Here is a 21,382-nt window from a genome sequence, read left to right as displayed (position 1 = left end):
TGTCGCTAGTGTAGCGCAAACAGGGGGGATTTCCAATAAAAAATCTGTATAAAAACACAGTAATCAGCCAATTTATATTGGCAACATTGGCTCATTTAACATGAAAGCTCCCCCTTCCCCTCTTGTGTTTTTTGCCATTACCGTTACATTACAAAAAACAGATGTATTAAAGGTGAATTATGTTACAACGATGCCCCGAATGTCGTAAAAAAGTCAGTGAGAGCGCAACACATTGCCCGAATTGTGGCTTTTCTTTTCAAGCGGAAGATTTGGAACGCTATAAAGCCATGTTGGAAAAACGCCGTTTGCACAATCAGGAAGTCAACCGCAAAAGTGCGCGATTGCAGTTGATTTGGTTGCTCATTTTTGCGTTAGTGATTGGTGTGGCAGCGTATTGGGTGAATTAACGTGGCGGTATGATTTACGCTTAAAGTGCGGTGGGGTTGATAAGTGTTTTTCAAACCCACCGCACTTTTACTCTTCCACAAACCCTAATGCGGTTTCTACCACGTCAATGCCGGCGCCGGCTTTATAGGCATTTTCGCTTAAATAACGACGCCATTGGCGTGCGCCTTTGCAGTTTTGGAAAGCGCCGAGCATGTGGCGCACAATATGATTCAGATAGACGCCTTGGCTGAGTTGCTGTTCGATGTACGGAAACATGTTTTCCACCGCTTGGCGTGGGGTGATAATCGGGGCATCGGTATCAAACAGTGCGCGATCGATATGACCGAGCAAAGCGGGATTTTGATAAGCTTCGCGTCCCACCATGACACCATCTACATACTTCAAGTGCTGTTGCATTTCTTCAAGGGTTTTAATGCCACCGTTGATGCTGATGAGCAAATGGGAGAAATCCTGTTTTAGTTGATACACACGTTCGTAATTTAGCGGCGGAATTTCACGATTTTGTTTCGGGCTTAAACCGGATAACCAGGCTTTACGGGCATGCACGATAAATTCCTGACAGCCGGCTTGGTGCACTTTTTGGACAAAATCACAGAGAAAATCATAGCTGTCAAAATCATCAATGCCAATGCGGGTTTTTACGGTGACAGGAATGTGCACCGCACTTTGCATTTGTTGCACGCACTCTGCAACCAGTTCCGCGTTTGCCATTAAACACGCACCGAACATACCGTTTTGTACACGATCGGATGGGCAACCCACATTCAGATTGATTTCTTGGTAGCCGCGCTGTTGCGCTAATTGCGCGCAATGTTGAAGTTGTTTCGGATCGCTACCGCCCAGTTGTAACGCCACCGGGTTTTCTGCCACATCAAAATCAAGATGATCATATTTGGCGTGAATGATGGCTTGTGTGGTCACCATTTCCGTATAAAGCAAGGCGTGACGGGAAAATTGGCGGTGGAAATAACGGCAATGGCGCGTTGTCCAATCGAGCATCGGGGCAACGGCGAAGCGGCCACGGTAAAAGTGCGGTTGATGTTGGGACATTTTTATGGGTTTTCCTTCATGTCTTTTGGCATTTCTTCTTTGATCCGTTGGCGGAAACGCCCTGCCGCCATGTGGTAAAACGGCTTCGGATTAAATTGGCGTGAAATAATGGAGGAAATCAGGCAGCAAATCAATAGTCAAATCAAGCCTCAAGGTTGCATCATGTTCAGGCAGTGAGAAATGTTAAGCGATGAGATCACATTTTTTCACATAACGATTTCTTCGTTCGAATTTTATGTTAATAAAACGTCTGTTATGAGAAATTTGTTCAAAATCTTTACATTACGAGCCGAAATTCGACACGATATTCACTTGCCTTTCTTTTAAAATGAAGACGTTCGCAAGGAAGTAAGTTGTATGTCGAATAAATCGTTTGTGAATAGCTTGGCTATTCGGATTAAGTCAATAAACAAAAATCAAGGAGATTATTATGGCTTTCAATCTTAAAAACAGACACTTATTAAGTCTTGTTAATCACTCAGAACGTGAAATCAAATATTTATTAGATCTATCCCGAGACTTAAAAAGAGCAAAATATGCTGGTACCGAACAACAAAAATTAAAAGGCAAAAACATTGCGCTAATTTTTGAAAAAACCTCTACCCGCACCCGTTGCGCTTTTGAAGTCGCTGCTTATGACCAAGGCGCCCAAGTCACTTACATCGATCCAAACTCATCTCAAATTGGCCACAAAGAAAGTATGAAAGACACTGCCCGCGTATTAGGCAGAATGTACGATGCTATTGAGTATCGTGGTTTCAAACAAGAAATTGTGGATGAATTAGCAGAATATGCCGGTGTGCCGGTGTTCAACGGTTTAACTGACGAATTTCACCCAACACAAATGTTGGCGGACGTGTTAACCATGATTGAAAATTGCGATAAGCCATTAAGTGAAATCAAATATGTTTACATCGGTGATGCGCGCAACAATATGGGTAACTCCTTGTTATTAATCGGTGCCAAATTGGGTATGGATGTACGTATTTGCGGACCAAAAGCCCTATTACCGGATGCAGAATTAGTGGATATGTGTGAAAAATTTGCAAAACAAAGTGGCGCACGCATTACGGTGACCGATGATATCGATAAAGCAGTGAAAGACGTTGATTTCGTACATACTGACGTATGGGTTTCCATGGGTGAACCATTAGAAACCTGGGGCGAACGCATTAAATTATTATTACCGTATCAAGTCACCCCTGAATTGATGAAACGCACCGGCAATCCGCGTGTGAAATTCATGCACTGCTTACCGGCATTCCACAACAGCGAAACCAAAGTGGGTCGCCAAATTGCTGAAAAATATCCTGAATTAGCTAATGGTATTGAAGTGACCGAAGATGTCTTTGAATCGCCAATGAATGTGGCCTTTGAGCAAGCGGAAAACCGCATGCATACCATTAAAGCCGTCCTTTATTCCAGCTTAATTTAAGAGGTGGCGTATGAGAATTGTTATTGCCTTGGGCGGAAATGCCCTATTGCGCCGCGGCGAGCCGCTGACTGCGGAAAATCAGCGATTAAACGTGCGTATCGCTTGTGAACAAATTGCGAAGATTTATCCGAACAATGAATTAGTTATTGCACATGGTAACGGTCCGCAAGTGGGTTTATTGGCGCTGCAAGGGGCTGCTTATAAAGAAGTGCCGACCTATCCGTTAGATGTGTTAGGCGCAGAATCCGTAGGCATGATTGGTTATATGATTCAACAAGAATTAGGAAATCTCGTGCCGTTTGAAGTGCCGTTCGCCACATTACTTTCACAAGTGGAAGTGGATATTAACGACCCGGCCTTTAAAAATCCGACCAAGCCTATCGGTCCGGTCTATTCCAAAGAAGAGGCGGAACGTTTGGCGAAAGAGAAAAACTGGAGCATTGCACAAGACGGTGATAAATACCGCCGAGTGGTGCCAAGTCCGTTGCCAAAACGCATTTTTGAAATCAAACCGGTGAAATGGTTGTTAGAAAAAGGCAGCATCGTGATTTGTGCCGGGGGCGGTGGCATTCCAACTTACTACGATGAGCAACACAATCTACGCGGTGTGGAAGCCGTTATCGATAAAGATTTGTGTTCAGCGCTATTAGCCGAAAATTTGGACGCCGATTTATTCATCATTGCAACGGATGTGTCTGCCACCTTTGTGGATTGGGGCAAACCAACGCAAAAAGCTATCGCACTAGCACCTCCGGATGAAATTGAAAAAATGGGCTTTGCTGCCGGTTCTATGGGACCGAAAGTACAGGCTGCCGTGAATTTCGCACGCAATACCGGCAAAGACGCCGTCATCGGTTCACTTTCTGACATCGTCGATATTGTGAAAGGCAAAGCCGGTACACGCATCACGAATAATGCGAAAGCCATTTCCTATTATTCATAATAATCAAAGTGCTTTGAGTATTTTAGCTGTTCAAAGGAGAAAGTGCGGTCGGCATAATGAATAAAAATAATTATGCCGATCCGCCGCTGTCATTGACAAGGAGTCTGCTATGGAAGCGTCTAATAAAAAAAAGGTCTTTAATTTCCCATCCGCATTCACGATTTTATTCTTTATTTTAATTCTTGCCGTGGGATTGACCTGGGTTATTCCCTCCGGTTCCTATTCTAAGTTGACCTATAATACGACCGACAAGGTCTTTGTGGTTAAAACCTATGGGGAACAAGATAAAACCTACCCTGCAACGGAAGAAACCCTCAATAATCTTAATATTAAAATTAAACTGTCCAATTTCACCGAAGGGGTGATCAAAAAACCGATTGCCATTCCGGGCACTTATCAACGTATTGAACAACATTACAAAGGTATCAAAGATATCCCTATCAGCATGGTAGAAGGAACCATCGAAGCGGTGGATGTCATGGTGTTCATCTTCGTGTTGGGCGGTATGATCGGTGTGATTAACAGAACGGGCTCATTTAACGCAGGGCTCATGGCGTTGGCACGGCGCACGAAAGGCAATGAATTTATGATTGTATTTAGTGTTTCCGTGTTGATGGTGTTAGGCGGTACAACTTGCGGTATCGAAGAAGAAGCCGTTGCGTTTTACCCTATCTTGGTACCGGTATTTTTGGCGCTGGGGTATGATGCAATCATCTGTGTTGGTGCAATCTTCTTGGCTTCCTCCATGGGGACAGCGTTTTCCACAATTAATCCATTCTCAGTGGTTATTGCGTCTAATGCGGCCGGTATTCAATTTACCGAAGGGATTGGATTCCGTGCCATTGGTCTCTTGTTAGGGGCAACTTGCGTGATTTCTTACTTATATTGGTATGGTAAGAAAGTAAAAGCGGATCCGAGTTTTTCCTATACTTATGAAGATAGAGAAGAGTTTTATCATCGTTATATGAAAAACTTTGACCCAAATACCGTGCTTGAATTTACCTTAAGAAGAAAACTTATCTTAATCCTCTTCTGTATTGCTTTCCCAATCATGATTTGGGGGGTAATGGCTGGCGGTTGGTGGTTCCCACAAATGGCTGCTTCTTTCTTGTCCATCACGATTATCATCATGTTTATCAGTGGCTTGAAAGAAAAAGACATCGTGGAATCCTTTACCGAAGGGGCTTCCGAATTGGTCGGTGTATCCTTGATTATCGGTTTGGCACGTGGTGTAAACTTAGTGCTTGAACAAGGCATGATTTCCGACACCATTTTGGATTACATGTCTAACCTTGTAAGTGGTATGCCGGGTAGCGTCTTTATTCTTGGTCAATTAGTGGTCTTCATCTTCTTAGGTCTTATCGTGCCATCTTCTTCCGGTTTGGCTGTGCTTTCCATGCCAATTATGGCGCCGCTTGCGGACGCAGTGGGTATTCCGCGTGACATCGTGGTTTCTGCCTATAACTGGGGTCAATACGCCATGTTGTTCTTGGCACCGACCGGTTTGGTGTTGGTGACATTACAAATGTTACACATTCCATTTAATAAATGGGTGAAATTTGTGATGCCGATGATTGGTTGCTTATTGGTCATCGGGGCAATCCTACTGGTTGTTCAAGTTTCCTTGTATAGCGTTTAAAAGTATAAATTTCATAAAGGCCACCTATGTCACAGTTTTTCATAGGTGGCCTTGTTATAATGCGGTCGCTGTTTCTTTTCTAAAAAAGGATTTTTTTTATGTTGAAGAAATTATTCGATAACATTGATACGCGCATTTTAAAAGCTTTACAACGCAACGGACGCTTACAAAATAATGAACTTGCCAATGAAATCGGGCTATCAAATTCAGCGTGTTTACGCCGAGTCAATAATCTTGAAGAAAATGGCGTAATTGATAGCTATGTGGCGTTATTAAACCCCAAGAAAGTCAATTGTCATTTAATCGTTTACGTTCAAGGCACTTTTTTTGAAGAAGATTCAGAACTCAAAGAGCGGTTCATTTTTGAGGTAAAATTAATTCCGCAAGTTTTGGAATGCCACTTAATGGCAGGGAGCTATGATTTTTTACTCAAAATGTGCGTTGCCGATTTAGATCAATTCAATAGCATCAAAAATACCTATCTCACTAAAAATATTGGCATCAAAACCCTCAAATCTGAAGTCGCCTTAAAAACAGTAAAATCCACCACCGAGTTGCCATTATAAATATCGATTAATGCTCATAAAAAAACGGATTTCGATATCACACCGAAATCCGTTAATTTTTCCGTTTTACTTCATGCCATTATTTTTGACGCATCGCCGGGAATAAAATCACATCGCGGATAGATGGCGCATTAGCGTAAAGCATGGCGAGACGGTCGATACCCAATCCTTCACCGGCTGTTGGTGGTAAACCGTGTTCAAGGGCGACAACGAAATCTTCGTCTTTAAACATCGCTTCGTCATCACCGGCTTCTTTAGCGGCCACTTGGGCGTCAAAGCGTTCATTTTGGTCTTCCGCATCGTTAAGCTCGGAGAAACCGTTACCGATTTCACGTCCGCCGATGAAGAGTTCAAAACGATCGGTGACTTCCGGATTTTCATCGTTACGACGCGCTAATGGTGAAATTTCTGCCGGGTGTGCCATTAAGAAAGTCGGTTGAATTAAATGATGTTCTGCCACTTCTTCAAAAATCGCGTTGACAATGCTGCCTAAGCCCCAAGATTTTTGGACTTCGATGCCTAAGCGAGCGGCAACCGCTTTCGCGCGATCAATATCGTATAAATCCTCTTTGACGATACCTTTGTCTGCCCCGTATTTAAGGGTGGCGTCGTGTAAGGTAATACGCTCGAATGGTTTGCCGAAGTCAAATTCGTACTCACCGTATTTCACGATAGTTGTCCCTAAAATGTCAATAGCAAGTTTGCGTAACAATTCTTCGGTGTTATCCATTAAATCATGGTAGTCGGCATAGGCTTGGTAGTATTCAAGCATGGTAAATTCCGGATTGTGACGAACGGAAACACCTTCGTTACGGAAGTTACGGTTTAATTCAAATACGCGCTCAAAACCGCCGACCACTAAACGTTTTAAGTAAAGCTCAGGGGCAATACGCAAATACATATCTACGTCTAATGCGTTGTGGTGAGTCACGAAAGGACGTGCTGAAGCACCGCCCGGGATGACTTGTAACATCGGTGTTTCCACTTCCATAAATCCCTTGGAAATGAAGTAGTCACGAATGCCTGCAACCACTTTTGAACGAATGATAAATGTGCGGCGGGATTCTTCGTTAGAAATTAAATCCAAGTAACGTTGACGGTAGCGCACTTCTTGGTCAGTTAAACCATGGAATTTATCCGGTAACGGACGCAATGCTTTGGTCAGCAATTGTACTTCGGTGGCTTTAACGGTGAGTTCGTTGGTTTTGGTTTTGAATAATGTGCCTTTTACGCCCACGATGTCGCCTAAATCCCAGTGACCGACATCATCGCCATACACGCCCTCAGGTAGATTGTCGCGCGCCACATAAAGCTGGATTTTGCCGGTCATATCTTGGAGGGTGATAAACGTGGCTTTCCCCATGGCACGACGCGTCATGATACGACCCGCAACCGCCACTTCAATATGTTGTTCTTTTAATGCTTCACCTTCTTCCGCATCATATTTATCATGCAAATCTTGAGCGAGTGCGTCACGACGGAATTGGTTTGGAAACGCATTACCTTTCGCGCGTAAGGCGGCTAATTTTTCACGACGGACTAACATTTCGCCGTTTAAATCTAATTCTTTCACTTCTTGTTCTGACATTTTTGTTTACCTTTAATTTTAAAAAACGTGTTTAAAAACGACCGCACTTTTACAGTCCGGCCTTGAGACTGGCTTCAATAAACCGATCCAAATCACCGTCTAATACGGCTTGTGTATTGCGGTTCTCTACACCGGTACGTAAATCTTTAATACGGGAATCATCTAACACATAAGAACGAATTTGGCTGCCCCAGCCGATGTCGGATTTGTTGTCTTCCATGGCTTGTTTGTCGGCATTTTTCTTTTGCAATTCCAATTCGTACAACTTCGCTTTCAGTTGTTTCATTGCCTGATCTTTGTTCTTGTGTTGGGAACGATCGTTCTGACATTGCACCACAATGCCGCTTGGCATATGGGTAATTCGCACCGCACTTTCGGTTTTGTTCACGTGCTGACCGCCGGCGCCGGAGGCACGATACACATCGATACGCAAATCGGCAGGATTGATTTCGATATCAATATCATCGTCAATTTCAGGATAGACGAAAGCCGCACTGAAAGAGGTATGACGACGGTTATTAGAGTCAAACGGGCTTTTACGCACCAAACGGTGAATACCGGTTTCTGTACGTAGCCAGCCGAAGGCATATTCGCCGCTAACACGAATCGTCGCCGATTTAACGCCCGCTACATCGCCGTCGGAGACTTCCATCAATTCGGTTTTGAACCCTTTGCTTTCCGCCCAGCGCAAATACATACGAAGTAACATTTCCGTCCAGTCTTGCGCTTCGGTGCCTCCGGATCCTGCTTGCAAGTCCACATAACAATCGCAGGCATCATGTTCACCGCTGAACATACGGCGGAATTCCAGTTTGGCGAGTTGTTGTTCCAGTTCGTCTAATTCGGCAACAGCTTCGTTGAAGGTGTCTTCGTCTTCCGCTTCCACGGCAAGTTCCAACAAACCGTCTACATCTTCCAAGCCTTGCTCTAAATTTTTAATGGTGTTAACTACCTGTTCTAAAGAAACGCGCTCTTTGCCGAGTGCTTGCGCTTTGTCTGCGTCGTTCCATACATCAGGCTGTTCCAATTCGGCGTTGACTTCTTCTAAACGCTCGGTTTTGGCGTCGAAGTCAAAGATACCCCCGAAGCACCGAAGTGCGGTCGGTTAAATCGGCGATTTTATTTTTGATAGGATTGATTTCAAACATGATGATTAACTGTGTTTAAAGACTAAATTAAGTGCGAAATTATAAGGGATTTTGCGGGGATTTGGTAGGGCGAAAAAAGGTTCATCATGAAAATTGAATCGGGCTTTTGCATAAGCTGCCAATTGCTTTTATAATTCGCACTTCTTTTCACTATTTCACAATTTAGGAACAAAAAATGAAAAAAATAATAACCGCACTTTCCCTTTTGGCAATGTCTGCAGGTGCTATGGCAGATGATGCTGCATTAAAAAGTAAGTTGGAAAAATTGGGCGTAAAAGACATTGAAATTCAATCCTCTCCGATTAAAGGATTACGCACTGTAATTAGCGATCAAGGCGTTTTTTATGCTGAAGAAGGCGGAGACTATTTACTGCAAGGGAATATTTATAAATTGAGCGATAAAGGCATTAGCAATATTTCCAACAATGTATTAATGGACAAATTAAACGCCTTAACCAGCGAAATGATTGTCTATCCGGCGAAAAATGAAAAACACGTTGTCACCGTTTTCATGGATATCACTTGCCATTACTGCCATTTATTACATCAACAAATCAAAGAATATAACGATTTAGGCATTACCATTCGCTATCTTGCCTTCCCTCGCGGTGGCACAGACAGCAAAACAGCCAGCCAAATGGAAGCGATTTTCACCGCGAAAGATCCGGCATTTGCGCTAAATGAAGCAGAAAACGGCAATTTACCAAAAGAATTGAAAACACCGAATATTGTCAAAAAACACTATAATCTTGGCATTCAATTTGGCGTGAATGGCACTCCGACCATTGTTACCTCTAAAGGGGAAATTATCGGCGGCTATTTAAAACCACGTGAATTATTAGCCGAGTTAGAAGGCTAATCTAGGTTTCCTTGTGCAAAAACGTATCTTACGCCGCGATGTGCCGGCAGGCGATAAACTCTGTGACGATCCCTTGTTGGATCGTCTTTATCGTTCACGCCATATTAAAAACGCCAACCAATTAGACCGCACTTTAAATGCCATGCTCCATCCGAACCTTATGTCGGGCATGGATGTCGCGGTAGAACACCTCTTTGAAGCTTATCAAAAACAACAGAAAATCGTCATTGTGGGCGATTTCGATGCCGACGGCGCAACCAGTACCGCATTGGCTGTACTCGCATTACGTCAGTTGGGCTTTGCCAATGTCACCTATTTAGTGCCGAACCGCTTTGAGCAAGGTTATGGGCTTAGTGTTGCCGTGGCACAAGAGGCTTTGGCTTTAGGCGTTGAGTTGTTAATGACCGTGGATAACGGTGTTTCTTCCCATGAGGGCGTCGCCTTTTTAAAGGCACAGGGGGTGAAAGTGATCGTGACCGATCACCACTTGCCACCGGAAACGTTACCGAATGCCGATGCCATTGTGAATCCGAATTTGGCGCATTGCGGTTTTCCCTCCAAACATCTGGCGGGTGTGGGCGTTACTTTTTATCTTATGCTTGCCTTGCGGGCGAAATTCCGAGAACTTGGTCTATTTGATGCCAAAAATCAGCCTAATTTCACGGAATTGTTAGATTTGGTGGCGTTAGGTACAGTCTCCGATGTGGTGCCGTTAGATCAAAATAATCGTATTTTAGTTTATCAAGGCATTGCCCGTATTCGCGCCGAACGTTGTCGTTGCGGTATTCGTGCCTTGGCGGAAGTGGCGAAGCGGGACGTGACCCGTTTCGTGGCGGCGGATTTAGGCTTTTCCATTGGCCCGCGTTTAAATGCGGCGGGACGGCTGGATAATATGTCCGTGGGCGTGGAGCTTTTGTTAGCCGAAAATATGGAAACGGCTCGTGCGTTGGCATTGGAGTTGGATGGGTTAAATCAAGCGCGCAAAGAAATTGAGCAAGGCATGAAGTTAGAAGCTTTAACGATCTGCCAAAATTTATTTGCAAATGCCACCGCACTTGAAACAGACATTCCCCATTCTATTGTGTTGTATCAATCGGATTGGCACCAAGGCGTGCTTGGGATTCTCGCTTCACGGATTAAAGAGCAGTTTCATCGCCCGGTAATTGCGTTTGCTCAAGATCAAGCAGGCATTTTGAAAGGGTCTGCGCGTTCCATCCCCGGGTTACATATTCGCGATGTGTTGGAACGGATTTATTCACAGCACCCTGATTTAATTCTGAAATTTGGTGGGCATGCCATGGCGGCAGGATTGAGTATTCAGGAAAGCCGCTTTGACGATTTTCGCCAGATTTTTAACCAGACGGTCAGCGAATTATTGGCGGAAGACCAATTACAAGGCACGATTTGGACTGACGGTGAATTAAATGCGAATTTGTTAAACTTGGCGACGGCAGAAACGCTGCGTCAAGGCGGGCCTTGGGGACAGGCATTCCCTGAACCGATGTTCGACGGTGAATTTAAAGTTCTGCAACAACGCTTAGTGGGCGAAAAACACTTGAAAATGATGGTGGAACCCAAACTGGGCGGACCGTTGTTGGATGCGATCGCCTTTAACGTAGATACACGCTATTACCCTGATTTATCTGTAAAAACGGCAAGATTCGTCTATAAACTCGACATTAATGAGTTTCGTGGCAATCGCGATGTTCAGCTGTTGGTGGATTATATTGAACCCTTGGAAAGTTAGGCACATGATGTCAAGGCTTAGATTACTCATCGTTTTATTCTTTATCAGCGGATTTGCCGTTGCGCAAGAAAGCGTGTCTCATCTGCCTGCAGTAGATGAAGCCAGCCGCCTGTTTGAAGAAGGCAAAGACTATTTTTCTTACCAAGAACCGATCACGCTGCCGCCTCGAAAAGATCATCGCATTCCGATTCAATTCTTTTTTGATTACGATTGTCGTGTTTGCTCTTCTGCACAAGACATTCTTGAACTTTATAGTCAAATTAACCGCGATCGCGTGGTATTAACCGAATATCCGGTAGCAACCGCGAAAACGCGTTTTTCTGCGACGGTTTTTTATAGTTTGCAAGCGTTAAATGCCGATAACTTGTCTTCCGCCTTGTTGTTTGAAACCGCTGAAAAAAGCCAATATACGAAACTCTCACAAATGGATAATCTGTTGGCGTGGCTTGGGCGACAAGGCATTGAACGCAACCGTTTTTTACAAACCTATTCTTCAGAGCAAATTAAACAACAGGTGGATGAGGCAGTACGTCTGACAGAAGATTACGGTGTGTTTACGTTTCCTTATGTCATTATTGACGGCAAATATGTGTTGACCGCCAGCACCTTATATAACGACGATTATGCCCTCGCGGTATTAGATTTTTTAATTAACAAAAAACAATAGCAAATAAGTACAAAGGATAGTTATGAAAATCGGTATTGTTGGCGCGATGGCGCAAGAAGTAGAAATTTTAGTCAATTTAATGAAGGATAAGATCGTGACAAAATTGGCGTCCGGCACGATTTATGAAGGTACGATTCACGGTAAACAAGTGGCCTTATTGCAATCCGGTATCGGCAAAGTTGCCGCCGCCATGGGAACAACGGCGTTATTGCAATTAACTCAGCCGGATCTTGTGATTAATACCGGTTCTGCCGGTGGCGTGGCGGAAGGTTTGAACATCGGTGATGTGATTGTGTCCACCGAAACGCAATATCACGATGCGGATGTGACGGCTTTCGGTTATGCCAAAGGGCAATTACCGGCGTGCCCGGTCACGTTTGTGTCTGATACAAAACTTGTTGAGTTGGTAGATCGCGTTGCAACCCAATTAGGACAACACGTGAAACGCGGGTTAATTTGTTCCGGCGACAGTTTTATTCAAGGTGGTGAACGGTTGGCACAAATTAAGCAGGATTTCCCGAAGGTGATTGCCGTGGAAATGGAAGCCACCGCGATTGCGCAAGTTTGTCACGCGTTTAATGTGCCTTTTGTGGTGGTTCGCGCGATTTCTGATGCAGGGGATGGCAAAGCGAATATGTCCTTTGAAGAATTCCTTCCGTTGGCGGCGAAACAATCTTCTGACATGATCGTTGCCATGTTGGCAGAATTGAATTAATCCTTTCTTTCCGCGTGCGGTGTCTATCGTACGCGGACAATATTTTCTTACCTATCTCTCTCATTTTTCGTCTGTTTTTCTAAAAAACACTTGATTCTAGAGTTACTTCATATTTTATCATGAGCAAAACTCAACGATAAAAGGAGACATCAAATGAGATTTCTAAAAACAAGTGTCATTTTGACCGCACTTTTCGCTACATCCCTTGCTAACGCCCATAACGTTTGGTTGGAGCCTATTAATGATGCCAATGCCGCCGGACAATATGTGGTGAAATTCGGCCATGAACAGACAGAAGCTTATCCTGAACAAAAATTGAAAGCGGTTAAATTGCTGGATAGTAAAGGCAATATTACTAACGCAACCTACCAATTTAAAGAAGGCGAGGCGTATCTTAATGCGGAGAACGCCTCACAAGTGTTTATTCGTTTTGATAACGGTGTTTGGTCTAAATTGCCAAGCGGCAAATATGTAGAAAAAACGAAAAAACAAGAACCGACAGCCGAACTTTCTGTGAATCCGGTGAAATTCGGAAAAGCCGTATTACAGTGGGACGAGCAAGCGATGAAAGCGCATGGTATGGAGTATGAATTGGTGCCACAAGCACAACCCAAGGCCGGAAAACCATTGCAAATTTTAGTGTTACATAAAGGCAAACCGGTGAAAGACATTAAAGTGGGATTGGGTGAAGATGCGCCGTTCAATTTAACCAACGACAAAGGCATTGCTGAATTTACTCCGCAGGCAGGTTACAACAAAGTCTGGGCTGAATTTGAGGAAAACGTCAAAGGCAATCCGGATTACGATAGCCGCTCTATTGAATATATGTTGACCTTTGATGCCGAGTAATCGCATGAAAAAAACGTTGCGTATTCTGACCGCACTTTTCCCCTTGTTATTGTCTGCTCCTCATGCATTGGCGCATGCGCTTTATGTGTTCGCCCAGTATGATGGGCAAACTGTCACGGGAAAATCCTATTATTCCGATATGACCCCCGCCGCGGAAACCTATGTGGAAGTTTTACGCCATGGGGAAAATCAGCCATTGATAACGGGGAAAACTGACAACCGTGGTTATTTTCATTTTCCGTTAGTGGTCGAACCGAAAGTCGCCTTGAAAGTGGTGGTCGAAGGGGAAGAAGGACATCGTGCGGCAGTGGTGGCGGATCGCATCACCGCGACACCAAACACGCCAACGCAAGCAAGCGATGAAAGCCTGTTACTTTTGCGGGAGGATATTGCGCAGTTACGCGACAAAATTTACCTGCATGATATTTTAGGTGGCATTGGTTACATCGTCGGCATTGCGGGCATTGCCGCTTGGTTAAGCGCCCGCAAATTAAGAAAAGGACGTTAATCATGCATTTGTCGGAAGGCGTATTGCATACGCCGGTGTTATTAGCGGGCGTTGCTTTGGCGGGAGTCGGTGTTGCTGTCGGATTACGTCGTTTAGAGAGTGAACGTTTGCCTCTAACGGCGTTGTTTGCTGCGGCATTTTTTGTTGCCGGCACCATTCACGTGCCCGTAGGTATCGGAAGCGTTCACTTGATTTTAAATGGCATGGCGGGTTTATTTCTTGGCTGGGCAGTCTTCCCGGCTTTTCTTATTGCGTTGTTGTTGCAAGTGCTATTCTTTTCCTTTGGTGGTTTTGCCGTGTTAGGCGTGAATTTATGTGTCATGGCATTGCCGGCGGTCGCGGCGCATTATTTATTGTGTGGTTATTTAAAGCCGGGCATGGGACCCGTGGCAAAAATGTTTGCTGGCTTGGGCGCAGGCATTATTGGTGTCGGTGGCGCCGGTGCATTAGCCTCTCTCGTTTTAGCGTTAGATGGCGGCAAACATTATCAGGATTTAATCGCCTTATTGCTGTTGTCACATTTACCGGTATTCGTGTTGGACGGCATTATCAGCTACGGCGTGATTTCTCTCCTCAGCAAAATGTACCCGAGTGCATTACAATCTATTGGCATGTCACTGAACGTTGACGATACCAAACGGTGCACACAATGAGCCCCGTTTTTCAGCGTTTTTTTCCACCGCACTTTTTTGCACCTCACTTGCGCCTGATTTACCTATTCCTTTGGGGCTTGGTGATCAGTGCCTTATCTCAACCTTCTTTGTTGCTATGGTTAAACGGCATCGCCTTAATCTTGTTGGTGATCTTAATTTATCGTCATCGTGATCCTTATTTTTCTTATCTAAAACGTTGGCTGGTATTCAACATTTTTACTTTATTGCTTTGGGCAACCTTAAGTTGGCGTATCGGCGCTGATGGTGTTGAACTTAATCCCGAGGGTATGGAAACGGCGCTGCTAATTAGCTTACGCATGAACCTCTTGCTGTTTTCTTTATGGCTACTGTTATGGAAAATGAATGATGCAGTATTGGTACAGGCCATCGGGAAATTGCCCTTGCCACCCAAATTCATTTGGCTTTTTGTCCTCACGGTGCGTTATATCGCTTTGTTAGGCGAATTACGACAGAAAATGGATTTGGCGATGCGTGCACGGGGTTATCATGCGGGGTGTAATCGACGTACTTTATATGTCACGGCACAACGGGTCGCGCTTTTACTGGTGCATGCCTTACTCAAAGCCGAGACGGCACAAATCGCGTTCAAATGTCGTGGTTTTCGCTTTAGTGAGCAGATAAAATTAGGTGAGCAAACAAAATTTGGTGAGCAGACAACATCAAGTGGGGAAAAATGACGGTTTTACAAGTCAATGGATTGCAAATTAAACGAGGAGAACGGCAGATTATCGACAATCTGTCTTTTCAAATTGAAGCAGGTCAGCGCTTTTTTGTGCAGGGCGAAATCGGCACAGGCAAAACTACCTTATTACTTGCTTTGTTAGGTTTTGTGCCTATCACTCGGGGCGATATTCGCCTCTTTGGGCAGTTATGTCGGGAAGAAAAAGATTTTGCACCTTTTCGTGGCACTGTAGGGCTTTGTTTTCAGCACGCCGATGATCAACTTTTTGGCCCCAGCGTGCTGGATGATGTTGCTTTTGGACCGTTAAATCAAGGTTTATCACGCCAGCAGGCGTATGCTGTTGCTTTGCAGCAACTGGAACGCTTAGGTATTGCTCATTTGCAGGATCGCACCGTACATACGCTGTCCGGTGGGGAAAAGAATTTTACTGCGTTGGCAGGCGTGTTAGCGATGCAACCGAAAATGTTATTGTTAGACGAGCCGACGAATGGATTGGATCGTAAAAATACAGAAAAATTGACCGCACTTTTGCGTGAGCTGTCGCTGCCTATGTTGGTGGCGTCTCATCATCAAGGATTTACTGCTGAATTGGCCGATGATGTTCTGACTTTATGATCTCAATCAACCCGAAAAATCAAAGGTTGTGCTACCCTAGCGAGGTTTTTTGTAACCAGATAGTAAAGGGGCAATATTATGTGTACAACTTGTGGTTGTGGACATCCGGAACAAGTCAGAATCGGTGAGGTAGCTCATTCTCATCATGACCATGACGGCACACAAAGTGCGGTCAAAAATCCGAACTTTTCTCACTTCAAATTTCACTCGGTAGAATCGGCTTCTGAAGCCAATGAAACACAAAAACGCCTGTTGAAAGTGGAACAGGACGTGTTAGGTAAAAATAATCAAATCGCGGCGCACAACCGCTTTCTTTTCCAGCAACAACATATTCTTGCACTGAATTTGGTGTCCAGCCCGGGTTCCGGTAAAACCACCTTGCTCACCACGACGTTAAATGCGCTGAAAAATGACCGCACTTGTTATGTGATCGAAGGGGATCAACAAACGGAAAATGATGCGGATCGTATTCGTGCTACCGGCGTCGCCGCCATTCAAGTCAACACCGGCAAGGGCTGCCATTTAGATGCACAAATGATCAATGATGCCTTGTTCAAACTTGAACCAAAACAAGACAGCCTACTGTTTATTGAAAACGTGGGTAATCTGGTTTGTCCGTCTGAATTTGATTTGGGTGAAAAAGCCAAAGTGGTGATTTTGTCCGTGACTGAAGGTGAAGACAAACCGCTGAAATACCCGCACATGTTTGCGGCATCTAAGTTAATGATTTTAAATAAAGTCGATTTATTGCCATACCTTAATTTTGATGTGGAAAAATGTATTGCTTACGCCAAACAAGTGAACCCGCAAATTGAAGTGATTCAACTTTCCGCGACCACCGGCGAAGGCTTAAAAGCCTGGTTGGATTGGTTACAGGCACAATAAGGATTGTGGAACAAAATGCAGTTTATTGATGAGTTTCGTGATCCGAAATTAGCCAAAAGTTTAGTCAATTGCCTGAATGAATTAATGGCGAAATTGCCGCAATATACGGCGGAAAATCCGCTCTATTTAATGGAAGTTTGCGGCGGGCATACGCATACCATTTTTAAATTCGGTTTAGATCGTCTGTTACCGAAGAGCATTGAATTTATCCATGGCCCCGGTTGCCCTGTATGTGTCTTGCCGATGGGGCGCATTGATGTGTGCATTGAAATTGCGCAGAAACCGGATGTCATTTTCTGCACTTTTGGCGATGCTATGCGGGTGAAAGGGCGCCGTGGTTCCTTGTTGGAAGCCAAAGCAAAAGGTGCTGACGTGCGGATCGTGTATTCACCGTTAGATGCGATGAATATCGCAGTGAACAATCCTGACAAAAAAGTGGTGTTCTTTTCTCTTGGTTTTGAAACCACCATGCCGAGCGCTGCGGTGACTTTGCAACAGGCGAATAAGCTAAATATTCAGAATTTCTGGGTGGTGTGCCAAAACATTACCATCATTCCGACGCTACACAGTTTGCTTTCACAAGATTATGTGAAAATTGACGGCTTCCTTGCGCCGGGGCATGTGAGCATGGTGATCGGCACATCGCCTTATCAATCCATCGTGGATAAATATCACAAACCTTTTGTTATCACGGGCTTTGAGCCGTTAGATATTTTGCAAGCCATCGTGATGTTGGTGCAGCAATTTGTGGACGGACGTTGCGAAATTGAAAATCAATATAAACGTATCGTGCATTCCGAAGGTAACTTGCTGGCGCAACAAGCCATGCGCGAAGTGTTCCAACTGAAAAAATCCAGCGAATGGCGTGGCTTGGGTGAAATTGAAGAGTCGGGTGTAGAACTGACCGACGCTTATAAACGCTTTGATGCAGAAGTGTATTTCCACAGCCAACCGCAACAAGTGGCAGATGACCCGAATTCTCGTTGCGGCGACGTGCTCACCGGCAAATGTAAACCTTCAGATTGCCCGTTATTTGGCACGCAATGTAACCCGGACAATGCCTATGGCGCTTTAATGGTGTCCTCAGAAGGGGCGTGCGCCGCCTACTATCAATATCGGAGAGAATAATGACAGATTTCATCACCATGGCGCACGGTAACGGCGGCGGTGCTATGCAAAAACTTATTCAGGACTATTTCGTCGAAGCCTTTGATAATCCCATTCTTGCACAAGGGGAAGACCAAGCCCGCTTGCCCTTAGCCGAACTCATGGCGCAAGGGGAACAGCTTTCTTTTAGTACCGACAGTTTCGTTATCGACCCGATTTTCTTTCCCGGTGGCAATATCGGCAAACTTGCTGTGTGCGGCACGTTAAATGATGTGGCGGTGTGTGGCGCCGTGCCGAAATATCTCTCTTGCGGTTTTATTTTAGAAGAAGGCTTGCCCTTAGCCGAACTCAAAGACATCATTCAAGCTATGGCAGAAGCGTGCCAAGCTGCCGGTGTGCAAGTGGTGACGGGCGATACCAAAGTGGTGCAAAAAGGCGCGGTGGATAAAATCTTCATTAACACCAGCGGTATCGGTGTCATTCCGCAAGGCATCGATTGGGGCATGCACCGTATTGACGCGGGCGACAAGATTATCGTCAGCGGCACGATTGGCGAACACGGTGCGACTATTCTTAATTTGCGCGAAAGCCTGGGGATTCAAACGGATCTCAAAAGCGACTGTGCTGTCCTTACGCCACTCATCGATTTATTGCGCCCGATTGAGGGCGTAAAAGCGGTACGCGATGCTACTCGTGGCGGTGTGAATGCAGTGTTGCACGAATTTGCCGCCGCCCAGCAATTAGGCATGCAAATCAACGAAGACGATTTACCTATCCGTTCTGAAGTGCGTGGCATTTGCGAATTGCTTGGGTTAGAAGCCTTAAACTTTGCCAACGAAGGCAAATTGGTGATGATTGCTTCTCCTGAAAAAACACCCGAAATTCTGACCGCACTTCATTCCCATGAATTAGGCAAAAATGCCGCCGTGATTGGCGAAGTGACGACGGATAAAAAAGTCAGATTATTAGGCAGTTTTGGGCAGTCACGGTTGCTGGATTTGCCGATGAATGAGCCGTTGCCAAGGATTTGTTAGGTTGTTCTACTTTCTTGCTTGTGCAAGAAAGTAGCAAAGAACACACCCCGGATAAATTGCTGTTCCTCTCTTTATTGTCATTTTCTTCACGGAAAATTTCGAACTCGCCACTGCGTGGCTCAAACAAAGCGAAATTTTCCTAAAAATGCCAAGTCGTTCGGGCAATTTATACGAGGATTTTATTTGAGGTTATTGGATAAAAGTGCGGTGGAATTTTGGATTGTTTTTCGGTATTAATGCACAAAACGCTTGCTGAGCCTGTCGAAGCATTAGTTTTGTGTATCGGAGAAGCTGAAATTACTTACACTTTGACAAGCTCAGTGACCGTCATTTCAGCTTTGTGCAACTGCTGCATAATGTCGTTGTTTTTTTATGTGAAAAACGTTTTAGATTTCAACCGCACTTTTGGAGCTTTAAATTCCCCAAAGGGGAATGACTATGCTTAACCTAGGGTAACTTGTTACCCTAGGCAAAAAATGGTTCAAGCGTCCACGCTTGGACCCAAAGAAGCACCAGCGTGGACGCTGGCGCTATCAAAGGGGAAAATTATGGATAAATTGTATAAGATGTATTGGAATTGTAAATTATTATCTAATGAATATATTCGTGGTTCTTTGAATTTATTTGGTTTTATAAATGTTGTTTTTGCAGTTTCTTTTTTGATTCACATTGTGATTGGGTATAATTTACATAAATATGAAGCAATTTGTTTTGTTATTTTTATAGCATTAACTTTTTGGGGGTTTATGGTTCCTTATTTATGTAGAGAATTTAAGAAATCTTTTATATCGTCATGTGGTGAGTTAAAGCTGATGTTTGTTGAACGTATTGGGTTATCTATTAAAATATATAAATTCATGTCCATTATAATTGGTTTTGTTATAGATGTTTTTCAGTATCTTTTGGTGTTTTTATTTGGACTTTCTCTTTTTTTAATATCACATATAGATAAAGTAAAATATCTTATGGGAATATTAAAAGGAAAGTTTAATTTTATAGATAGATATTCATTATATATGGAAAATGTGGGTCTGCCTTGGTGGTCTATTTTTATAGTAATATCAATATTTCATATTATAGCATTTTATAAAATAGAGTATCTTCCTTATAAAGCTAATTAATATAAATCTTCATGATGGTTCAAGCGTCCACGCTTGGACCCAAAGAAGCCCCCAACGATGGCGCGCGTCTCCTGACGCGTGCCTTATTTCTTGTTTTCAGCACGCGTCAGGAGACGCGCGCTATCGATAAAGTCTAAATGATAAAACACGCTCAAAACCCACCGCACTTTACGCATTTTTTCTCGCATAATCTGCCGCTTCGGTGATGAGTGCTTCGCTTGGTCTTTTACCGGTGTAGAGTTCAAATTGTTCGACGGCTTGTAACACAATCACTTCCGCGCCGGAGATGGTTTGTTTACCTAAGGCTTGGGCGGTTTTAATTAATGGTGTATCGGCAGGTTGAGCAACCACATCAAATGCGGTTTTGGCTTGACGGATCATGGCTTCGGGGAAAGCAAGATCTAATGTCTCTTTGCCGCCTTTCATGCCGATTGGCGTGACGTTAACGAGAATATCGGCAGTTTGTTTGTCGAGGGATGAAAGGTAATCATAGCCATAAAGTGCGGCTAAATAGCTGCCTGTTTTTTCGTTGCGGGCGAAGACGTTGAGTTTTTCAAAGCCTGAATGTTTAAACGCCGCCACGACGGCTTTTGCCATCCCGCCACTGCCGTGCACGATCACGCGATCGTTCTTATTCAATTGGTATTTTTCGATCAGTTTAACAATGGCAATGTAGTCAGTGTTGTAGGCGCGTAAAACACCGTTGTCATTGACGATGGTATTCACCGATTCAATGGCTTGCGCGGAAGGCGAGATCTCGTCTAAAAACGGTATGCAACTTTCTTTGAACGGCATAGACACGGCACTTCCACGAATACCCAACGCGCGAATACCTTTGACGGCGTGTTCGATATCATCGGTGGTGAAGGCTTTGTAAATGAAATTCAAACCAAGTTTTTGATAAAGATAATTATGAAATGTGGTGCCAAAGTTGCCTGGACGACCGGAGAGGGACATACAGAGTTGGGTATCTTTATTAAGCATAGGAATCCTCCCGTTGGTATAGATAAAAAAGATGCGTTCAGTATAGCAAATGATAATCCATAAAACGTTTGGAAAACCGACCGCACTTTCACGAATCATGCAAAAATAAGACGATTGGGCCCCATCTGAGCCGCCTGAGCGATTTGCAATTTTTAGGA

22 protein-coding genes and 1 pseudogene are annotated in these 21,382 nt (G+C 44.2%); 18 read left to right on the top strand and 5 right to left on the bottom strand.

All coding sequences use genetic code 11. The features are described 5' to 3' along the window. The first annotated feature begins 176 nt into the window (after positions 1-176). A complete protein-coding gene (locus HMPREF9065_RS02645) occupies positions 177-407 on the top strand; it encodes a zinc ribbon domain-containing protein (protein WP_033002646.1) in 231 nt (76 codons plus the stop codon). 67 nt (positions 408-474) lie between these two features. On the opposite strand, the gene dusA is transcribed toward HMPREF9065_RS02645, so the two are convergent. Together dusA and HMPREF9065_RS09950 are read right to left on the bottom strand one after the other, a co-directional pair. Then, the gene (dusA, locus tag HMPREF9065_RS02650) at positions 475-1,458 is read right to left on the bottom strand and encodes a tRNA dihydrouridine(20/20a) synthase DusA (protein ID WP_033002645.1); all 984 of its coding nucleotides are present in this window, start codon (positions 1,456-1,458) and stop codon (positions 475-477) included. A gap of 2 nt (positions 1,459-1,460) precedes the next feature. After that, positions 1,461-1,595 (bottom strand): annotated as a pseudogene (locus HMPREF9065_RS09950) (chloride channel protein EriC); the annotation flags it as partial. A gap of 293 nt (positions 1,596-1,888) precedes the next feature. On the opposite strand from HMPREF9065_RS09950, the gene HMPREF9065_RS02655 reads away from it, so the two are divergent. From HMPREF9065_RS02655 to HMPREF9065_RS02670, 4 genes are all read left to right on the top strand, one after another. After that, positions 1,889-2,893, top strand: a complete 1,005-nt coding sequence (locus tag HMPREF9065_RS02655; protein ID WP_021616560.1) for an ornithine carbamoyltransferase — start codon at positions 1,889-1,891, stop codon at positions 2,891-2,893. Between the two features lie 10 nt (positions 2,894-2,903). Then, positions 2,904-3,836 (top strand): carbamate kinase, encoded by a 933-nt coding sequence (gene arcC / locus HMPREF9065_RS02660; protein ID WP_021616559.1) that lies wholly within the window; start codon positions 2,904-2,906, stop codon positions 3,834-3,836. Between the two features lie 109 nt (positions 3,837-3,945). Beyond that, positions 3,946-5,475 carry a YfcC family protein gene (locus tag HMPREF9065_RS02665; RefSeq protein WP_021616558.1) on the top strand — a complete coding sequence of 510 codons (1,530 nt, stop codon included), beginning with the start codon at positions 3,946-3,948 and terminating at the stop codon, positions 5,473-5,475. Positions 5,476-5,573: 98 nt separating this feature from the next. After that, the gene (locus HMPREF9065_RS02670) at positions 5,574-6,041 is read left to right on the top strand and encodes an Lrp/AsnC family transcriptional regulator (RefSeq protein WP_021616557.1); all 468 of its coding nucleotides are present in this window, start codon (positions 5,574-5,576) and stop codon (positions 6,039-6,041) included. Between the two features lie 79 nt (positions 6,042-6,120). On the opposite strand, the gene lysS is transcribed toward HMPREF9065_RS02670, so the two are convergent. Both lysS and prfB read right to left on the bottom strand, forming a co-directional pair. Continuing rightward, positions 6,121-7,629: a lysine--tRNA ligase gene (gene lysS / locus HMPREF9065_RS02675; RefSeq protein ID WP_021616556.1), complete on the bottom strand. Its 1,509-nt coding sequence runs from the start codon at positions 7,627-7,629 to the stop codon at positions 6,121-6,123. A gap of 49 nt (positions 7,630-7,678) precedes the next feature. Continuing rightward, positions 7,679-8,777 (bottom strand): peptide chain release factor 2 gene (gene prfB / locus HMPREF9065_RS02680; protein WP_198009769.1). Its coding sequence is split into 2 segments (ribosomal slippage): positions 7,679-8,701 and positions 8,703-8,777, totalling 1,098 coding nucleotides; the frame shifts between segments, so codons are not numbered across the junction. A 175-nt stretch (positions 8,778-8,952) separates the two neighbouring features. On the opposite strand from prfB, the gene dsbC reads away from it, so the two are divergent. The 13 genes from dsbC (at position 8,953) to HMPREF9065_RS02745 (ending at position 20,240) form a co-directional block, all read left to right on the top strand. After that, on the top strand, positions 8,953-9,636 hold the full coding sequence (dsbC, locus tag HMPREF9065_RS02685; RefSeq protein ID WP_021616554.1) for a bifunctional protein-disulfide isomerase/oxidoreductase DsbC: 684 nt from the start codon (positions 8,953-8,955) through the stop codon (positions 9,634-9,636). 13 nt (positions 9,637-9,649) lie between these two features. Next, positions 9,650-11,383 carry a single-stranded-DNA-specific exonuclease RecJ gene (recJ, locus tag HMPREF9065_RS02690; protein WP_021616553.1) on the top strand — a complete coding sequence of 578 codons (1,734 nt, stop codon included), beginning with the start codon at positions 9,650-9,652 and terminating at the stop codon, positions 11,381-11,383. Between the two features lie 7 nt (positions 11,384-11,390). Continuing rightward, a complete protein-coding gene (locus HMPREF9065_RS02695) occupies positions 11,391-12,050 on the top strand; it encodes a thiol:disulfide interchange protein DsbA/DsbL (RefSeq protein ID WP_033002644.1) in 660 nt (219 codons plus the stop codon). A gap of 22 nt (positions 12,051-12,072) precedes the next feature. After that, a complete protein-coding gene (locus tag HMPREF9065_RS02700) occupies positions 12,073-12,765 on the top strand; it encodes a 5'-methylthioadenosine/adenosylhomocysteine nucleosidase (protein ID WP_021616551.1) in 693 nt (230 codons plus the stop codon). A 153-nt stretch (positions 12,766-12,918) separates the two neighbouring features. Beyond that, on the top strand, positions 12,919-13,614 hold the full coding sequence (locus HMPREF9065_RS02705; RefSeq protein WP_021616550.1) for a DUF4198 domain-containing protein: 696 nt from the start codon (positions 12,919-12,921) through the stop codon (positions 13,612-13,614). A 4-nt stretch (positions 13,615-13,618) separates the two neighbouring features. Beyond that, positions 13,619-14,122, top strand: coding sequence for a hypothetical protein (locus HMPREF9065_RS02710; protein ID WP_033002643.1), 504 nt, complete (start codon positions 13,619-13,621; stop codon positions 14,120-14,122). Positions 14,123-14,124: 2 nt separating this feature from the next. After that, on the top strand, positions 14,125-14,775 hold the full coding sequence (gene cbiM / locus HMPREF9065_RS02715) for a cobalt transporter CbiM (protein WP_021616548.1): 651 nt from the start codon (positions 14,125-14,127) through the stop codon (positions 14,773-14,775). Further along, positions 14,772-15,473: a CbiQ family ECF transporter T component gene (locus HMPREF9065_RS02720; protein WP_021616547.1), complete on the top strand. Its 702-nt coding sequence runs from the start codon at positions 14,772-14,774 to the stop codon at positions 15,471-15,473. The genes cbiM and HMPREF9065_RS02720 overlap by 4 nt, the downstream gene beginning before the upstream one ends. Continuing rightward, positions 15,470-16,093: an energy-coupling factor ABC transporter ATP-binding protein gene (locus tag HMPREF9065_RS02725; RefSeq protein ID WP_021616546.1), complete on the top strand. Its 624-nt coding sequence runs from the start codon at positions 15,470-15,472 to the stop codon at positions 16,091-16,093. Before HMPREF9065_RS02720 ends, HMPREF9065_RS02725 begins: the two co-directional genes overlap by 4 nt. A 78-nt stretch (positions 16,094-16,171) precedes the next feature. Further along, entirely contained in the window at positions 16,172-16,978 is an 807-nt protein-coding gene (gene hypB / locus HMPREF9065_RS02730) for a hydrogenase nickel incorporation protein HypB (RefSeq protein ID WP_021616545.1), read from the top strand. A 15-nt stretch (positions 16,979-16,993) separates the two neighbouring features. Beyond that, on the top strand, positions 16,994-18,106 hold the full coding sequence (hypD, locus tag HMPREF9065_RS02735) for a hydrogenase formation protein HypD (RefSeq protein WP_021616544.1): 1,113 nt from the start codon (positions 16,994-16,996) through the stop codon (positions 18,104-18,106). Continuing rightward, entirely contained in the window at positions 18,106-19,119 is a 1,014-nt protein-coding gene (gene hypE / locus HMPREF9065_RS02740; RefSeq protein ID WP_021616543.1) for a hydrogenase expression/formation protein HypE, read from the top strand. The genes hypD and hypE overlap by 1 nt, the downstream gene beginning before the upstream one ends. Before the next feature lie 476 nt (positions 19,120-19,595). Further along, a complete protein-coding gene (locus HMPREF9065_RS02745; protein ID WP_021616540.1) occupies positions 19,596-20,240 on the top strand; it encodes a hypothetical protein in 645 nt (214 codons plus the stop codon). A gap of 168 nt (positions 20,241-20,408) precedes the next feature. Here the strand turns inward: HMPREF9065_RS02745 and HMPREF9065_RS02750 are convergent, their stop codons facing one another. Further along, positions 20,409-21,224, bottom strand: coding sequence for a shikimate 5-dehydrogenase (locus HMPREF9065_RS02750; RefSeq protein WP_033002660.1), 816 nt, complete (start codon positions 21,222-21,224; stop codon positions 20,409-20,411). Positions 21,225-21,382: the final 158 nt, after the last annotated feature.

The sequence above is a fragment of the Aggregatibacter sp. oral taxon 458 str. W10330 genome (genome assembly GCF_000466335.1).
Taxonomy (GTDB): Bacteria; Pseudomonadota; Gammaproteobacteria; order Enterobacterales; family Pasteurellaceae; genus Aggregatibacter.
This window is presented reverse-complemented; position numbering and strand designations above follow the sequence as displayed.

Coding starts and splice junctions, on each gene's coding strand:
- dusA (WP_033002645.1), bottom strand. CDS start 1,458: ATGTCCCAACATCAACCGCACTTTTACCGTGGCCGCTTCGCCGTTGCC.
- HMPREF9065_RS02655 (WP_021616560.1), top strand. CDS start 1,889: ATGGCTTTCAATCTTAAAAACAGACACTTATTAAGTCTTGTTAATCAC.
- arcC (WP_021616559.1), top strand. CDS start 2,904: ATGAGAATTGTTATTGCCTTGGGCGGAAATGCCCTATTGCGCCGCGGC.
- HMPREF9065_RS02665 (WP_021616558.1), top strand. CDS start 3,946: ATGGAAGCGTCTAATAAAAAAAAGGTCTTTAATTTCCCATCCGCATTC.
- HMPREF9065_RS02670 (WP_021616557.1), top strand. CDS start 5,574: ATGTTGAAGAAATTATTCGATAACATTGATACGCGCATTTTAAAAGCT.
- lysS (WP_021616556.1), bottom strand. CDS start 7,629: ATGTCAGAACAAGAAGTGAAAGAATTAGATTTAAACGGCGAAATGTTA.
- dsbC (WP_021616554.1), top strand. CDS start 8,953: ATGAAAAAAATAATAACCGCACTTTCCCTTTTGGCAATGTCTGCAGGT.
- HMPREF9065_RS02695 (WP_033002644.1), top strand. CDS start 11,391: ATGTCAAGGCTTAGATTACTCATCGTTTTATTCTTTATCAGCGGATTT.
- HMPREF9065_RS02700 (WP_021616551.1), top strand. CDS start 12,073: ATGAAAATCGGTATTGTTGGCGCGATGGCGCAAGAAGTAGAAATTTTA.
- HMPREF9065_RS02705 (WP_021616550.1), top strand. CDS start 12,919: ATGAGATTTCTAAAAACAAGTGTCATTTTGACCGCACTTTTCGCTACA.
- HMPREF9065_RS02710 (WP_033002643.1), top strand. CDS start 13,619: ATGAAAAAAACGTTGCGTATTCTGACCGCACTTTTCCCCTTGTTATTG.
- cbiM (WP_021616548.1), top strand. CDS start 14,125: ATGCATTTGTCGGAAGGCGTATTGCATACGCCGGTGTTATTAGCGGGC.
- HMPREF9065_RS02720 (WP_021616547.1), top strand. CDS start 14,772: ATGAGCCCCGTTTTTCAGCGTTTTTTTCCACCGCACTTTTTTGCACCT.
- HMPREF9065_RS02725 (WP_021616546.1), top strand. CDS start 15,470: ATGACGGTTTTACAAGTCAATGGATTGCAAATTAAACGAGGAGAACGG.
- hypB (WP_021616545.1), top strand. CDS start 16,172: ATGTGTACAACTTGTGGTTGTGGACATCCGGAACAAGTCAGAATCGGT.
- hypD (WP_021616544.1), top strand. CDS start 16,994: ATGCAGTTTATTGATGAGTTTCGTGATCCGAAATTAGCCAAAAGTTTA.
- hypE (WP_021616543.1), top strand. CDS start 18,106: ATGACAGATTTCATCACCATGGCGCACGGTAACGGCGGCGGTGCTATG.
- HMPREF9065_RS02745 (WP_021616540.1), top strand. CDS start 19,596: ATGGTTCAAGCGTCCACGCTTGGACCCAAAGAAGCACCAGCGTGGACG.
- HMPREF9065_RS02750 (WP_033002660.1), bottom strand. CDS start 21,224: ATGCTTAATAAAGATACCCAACTCTGTATGTCCCTCTCCGGTCGTCCA.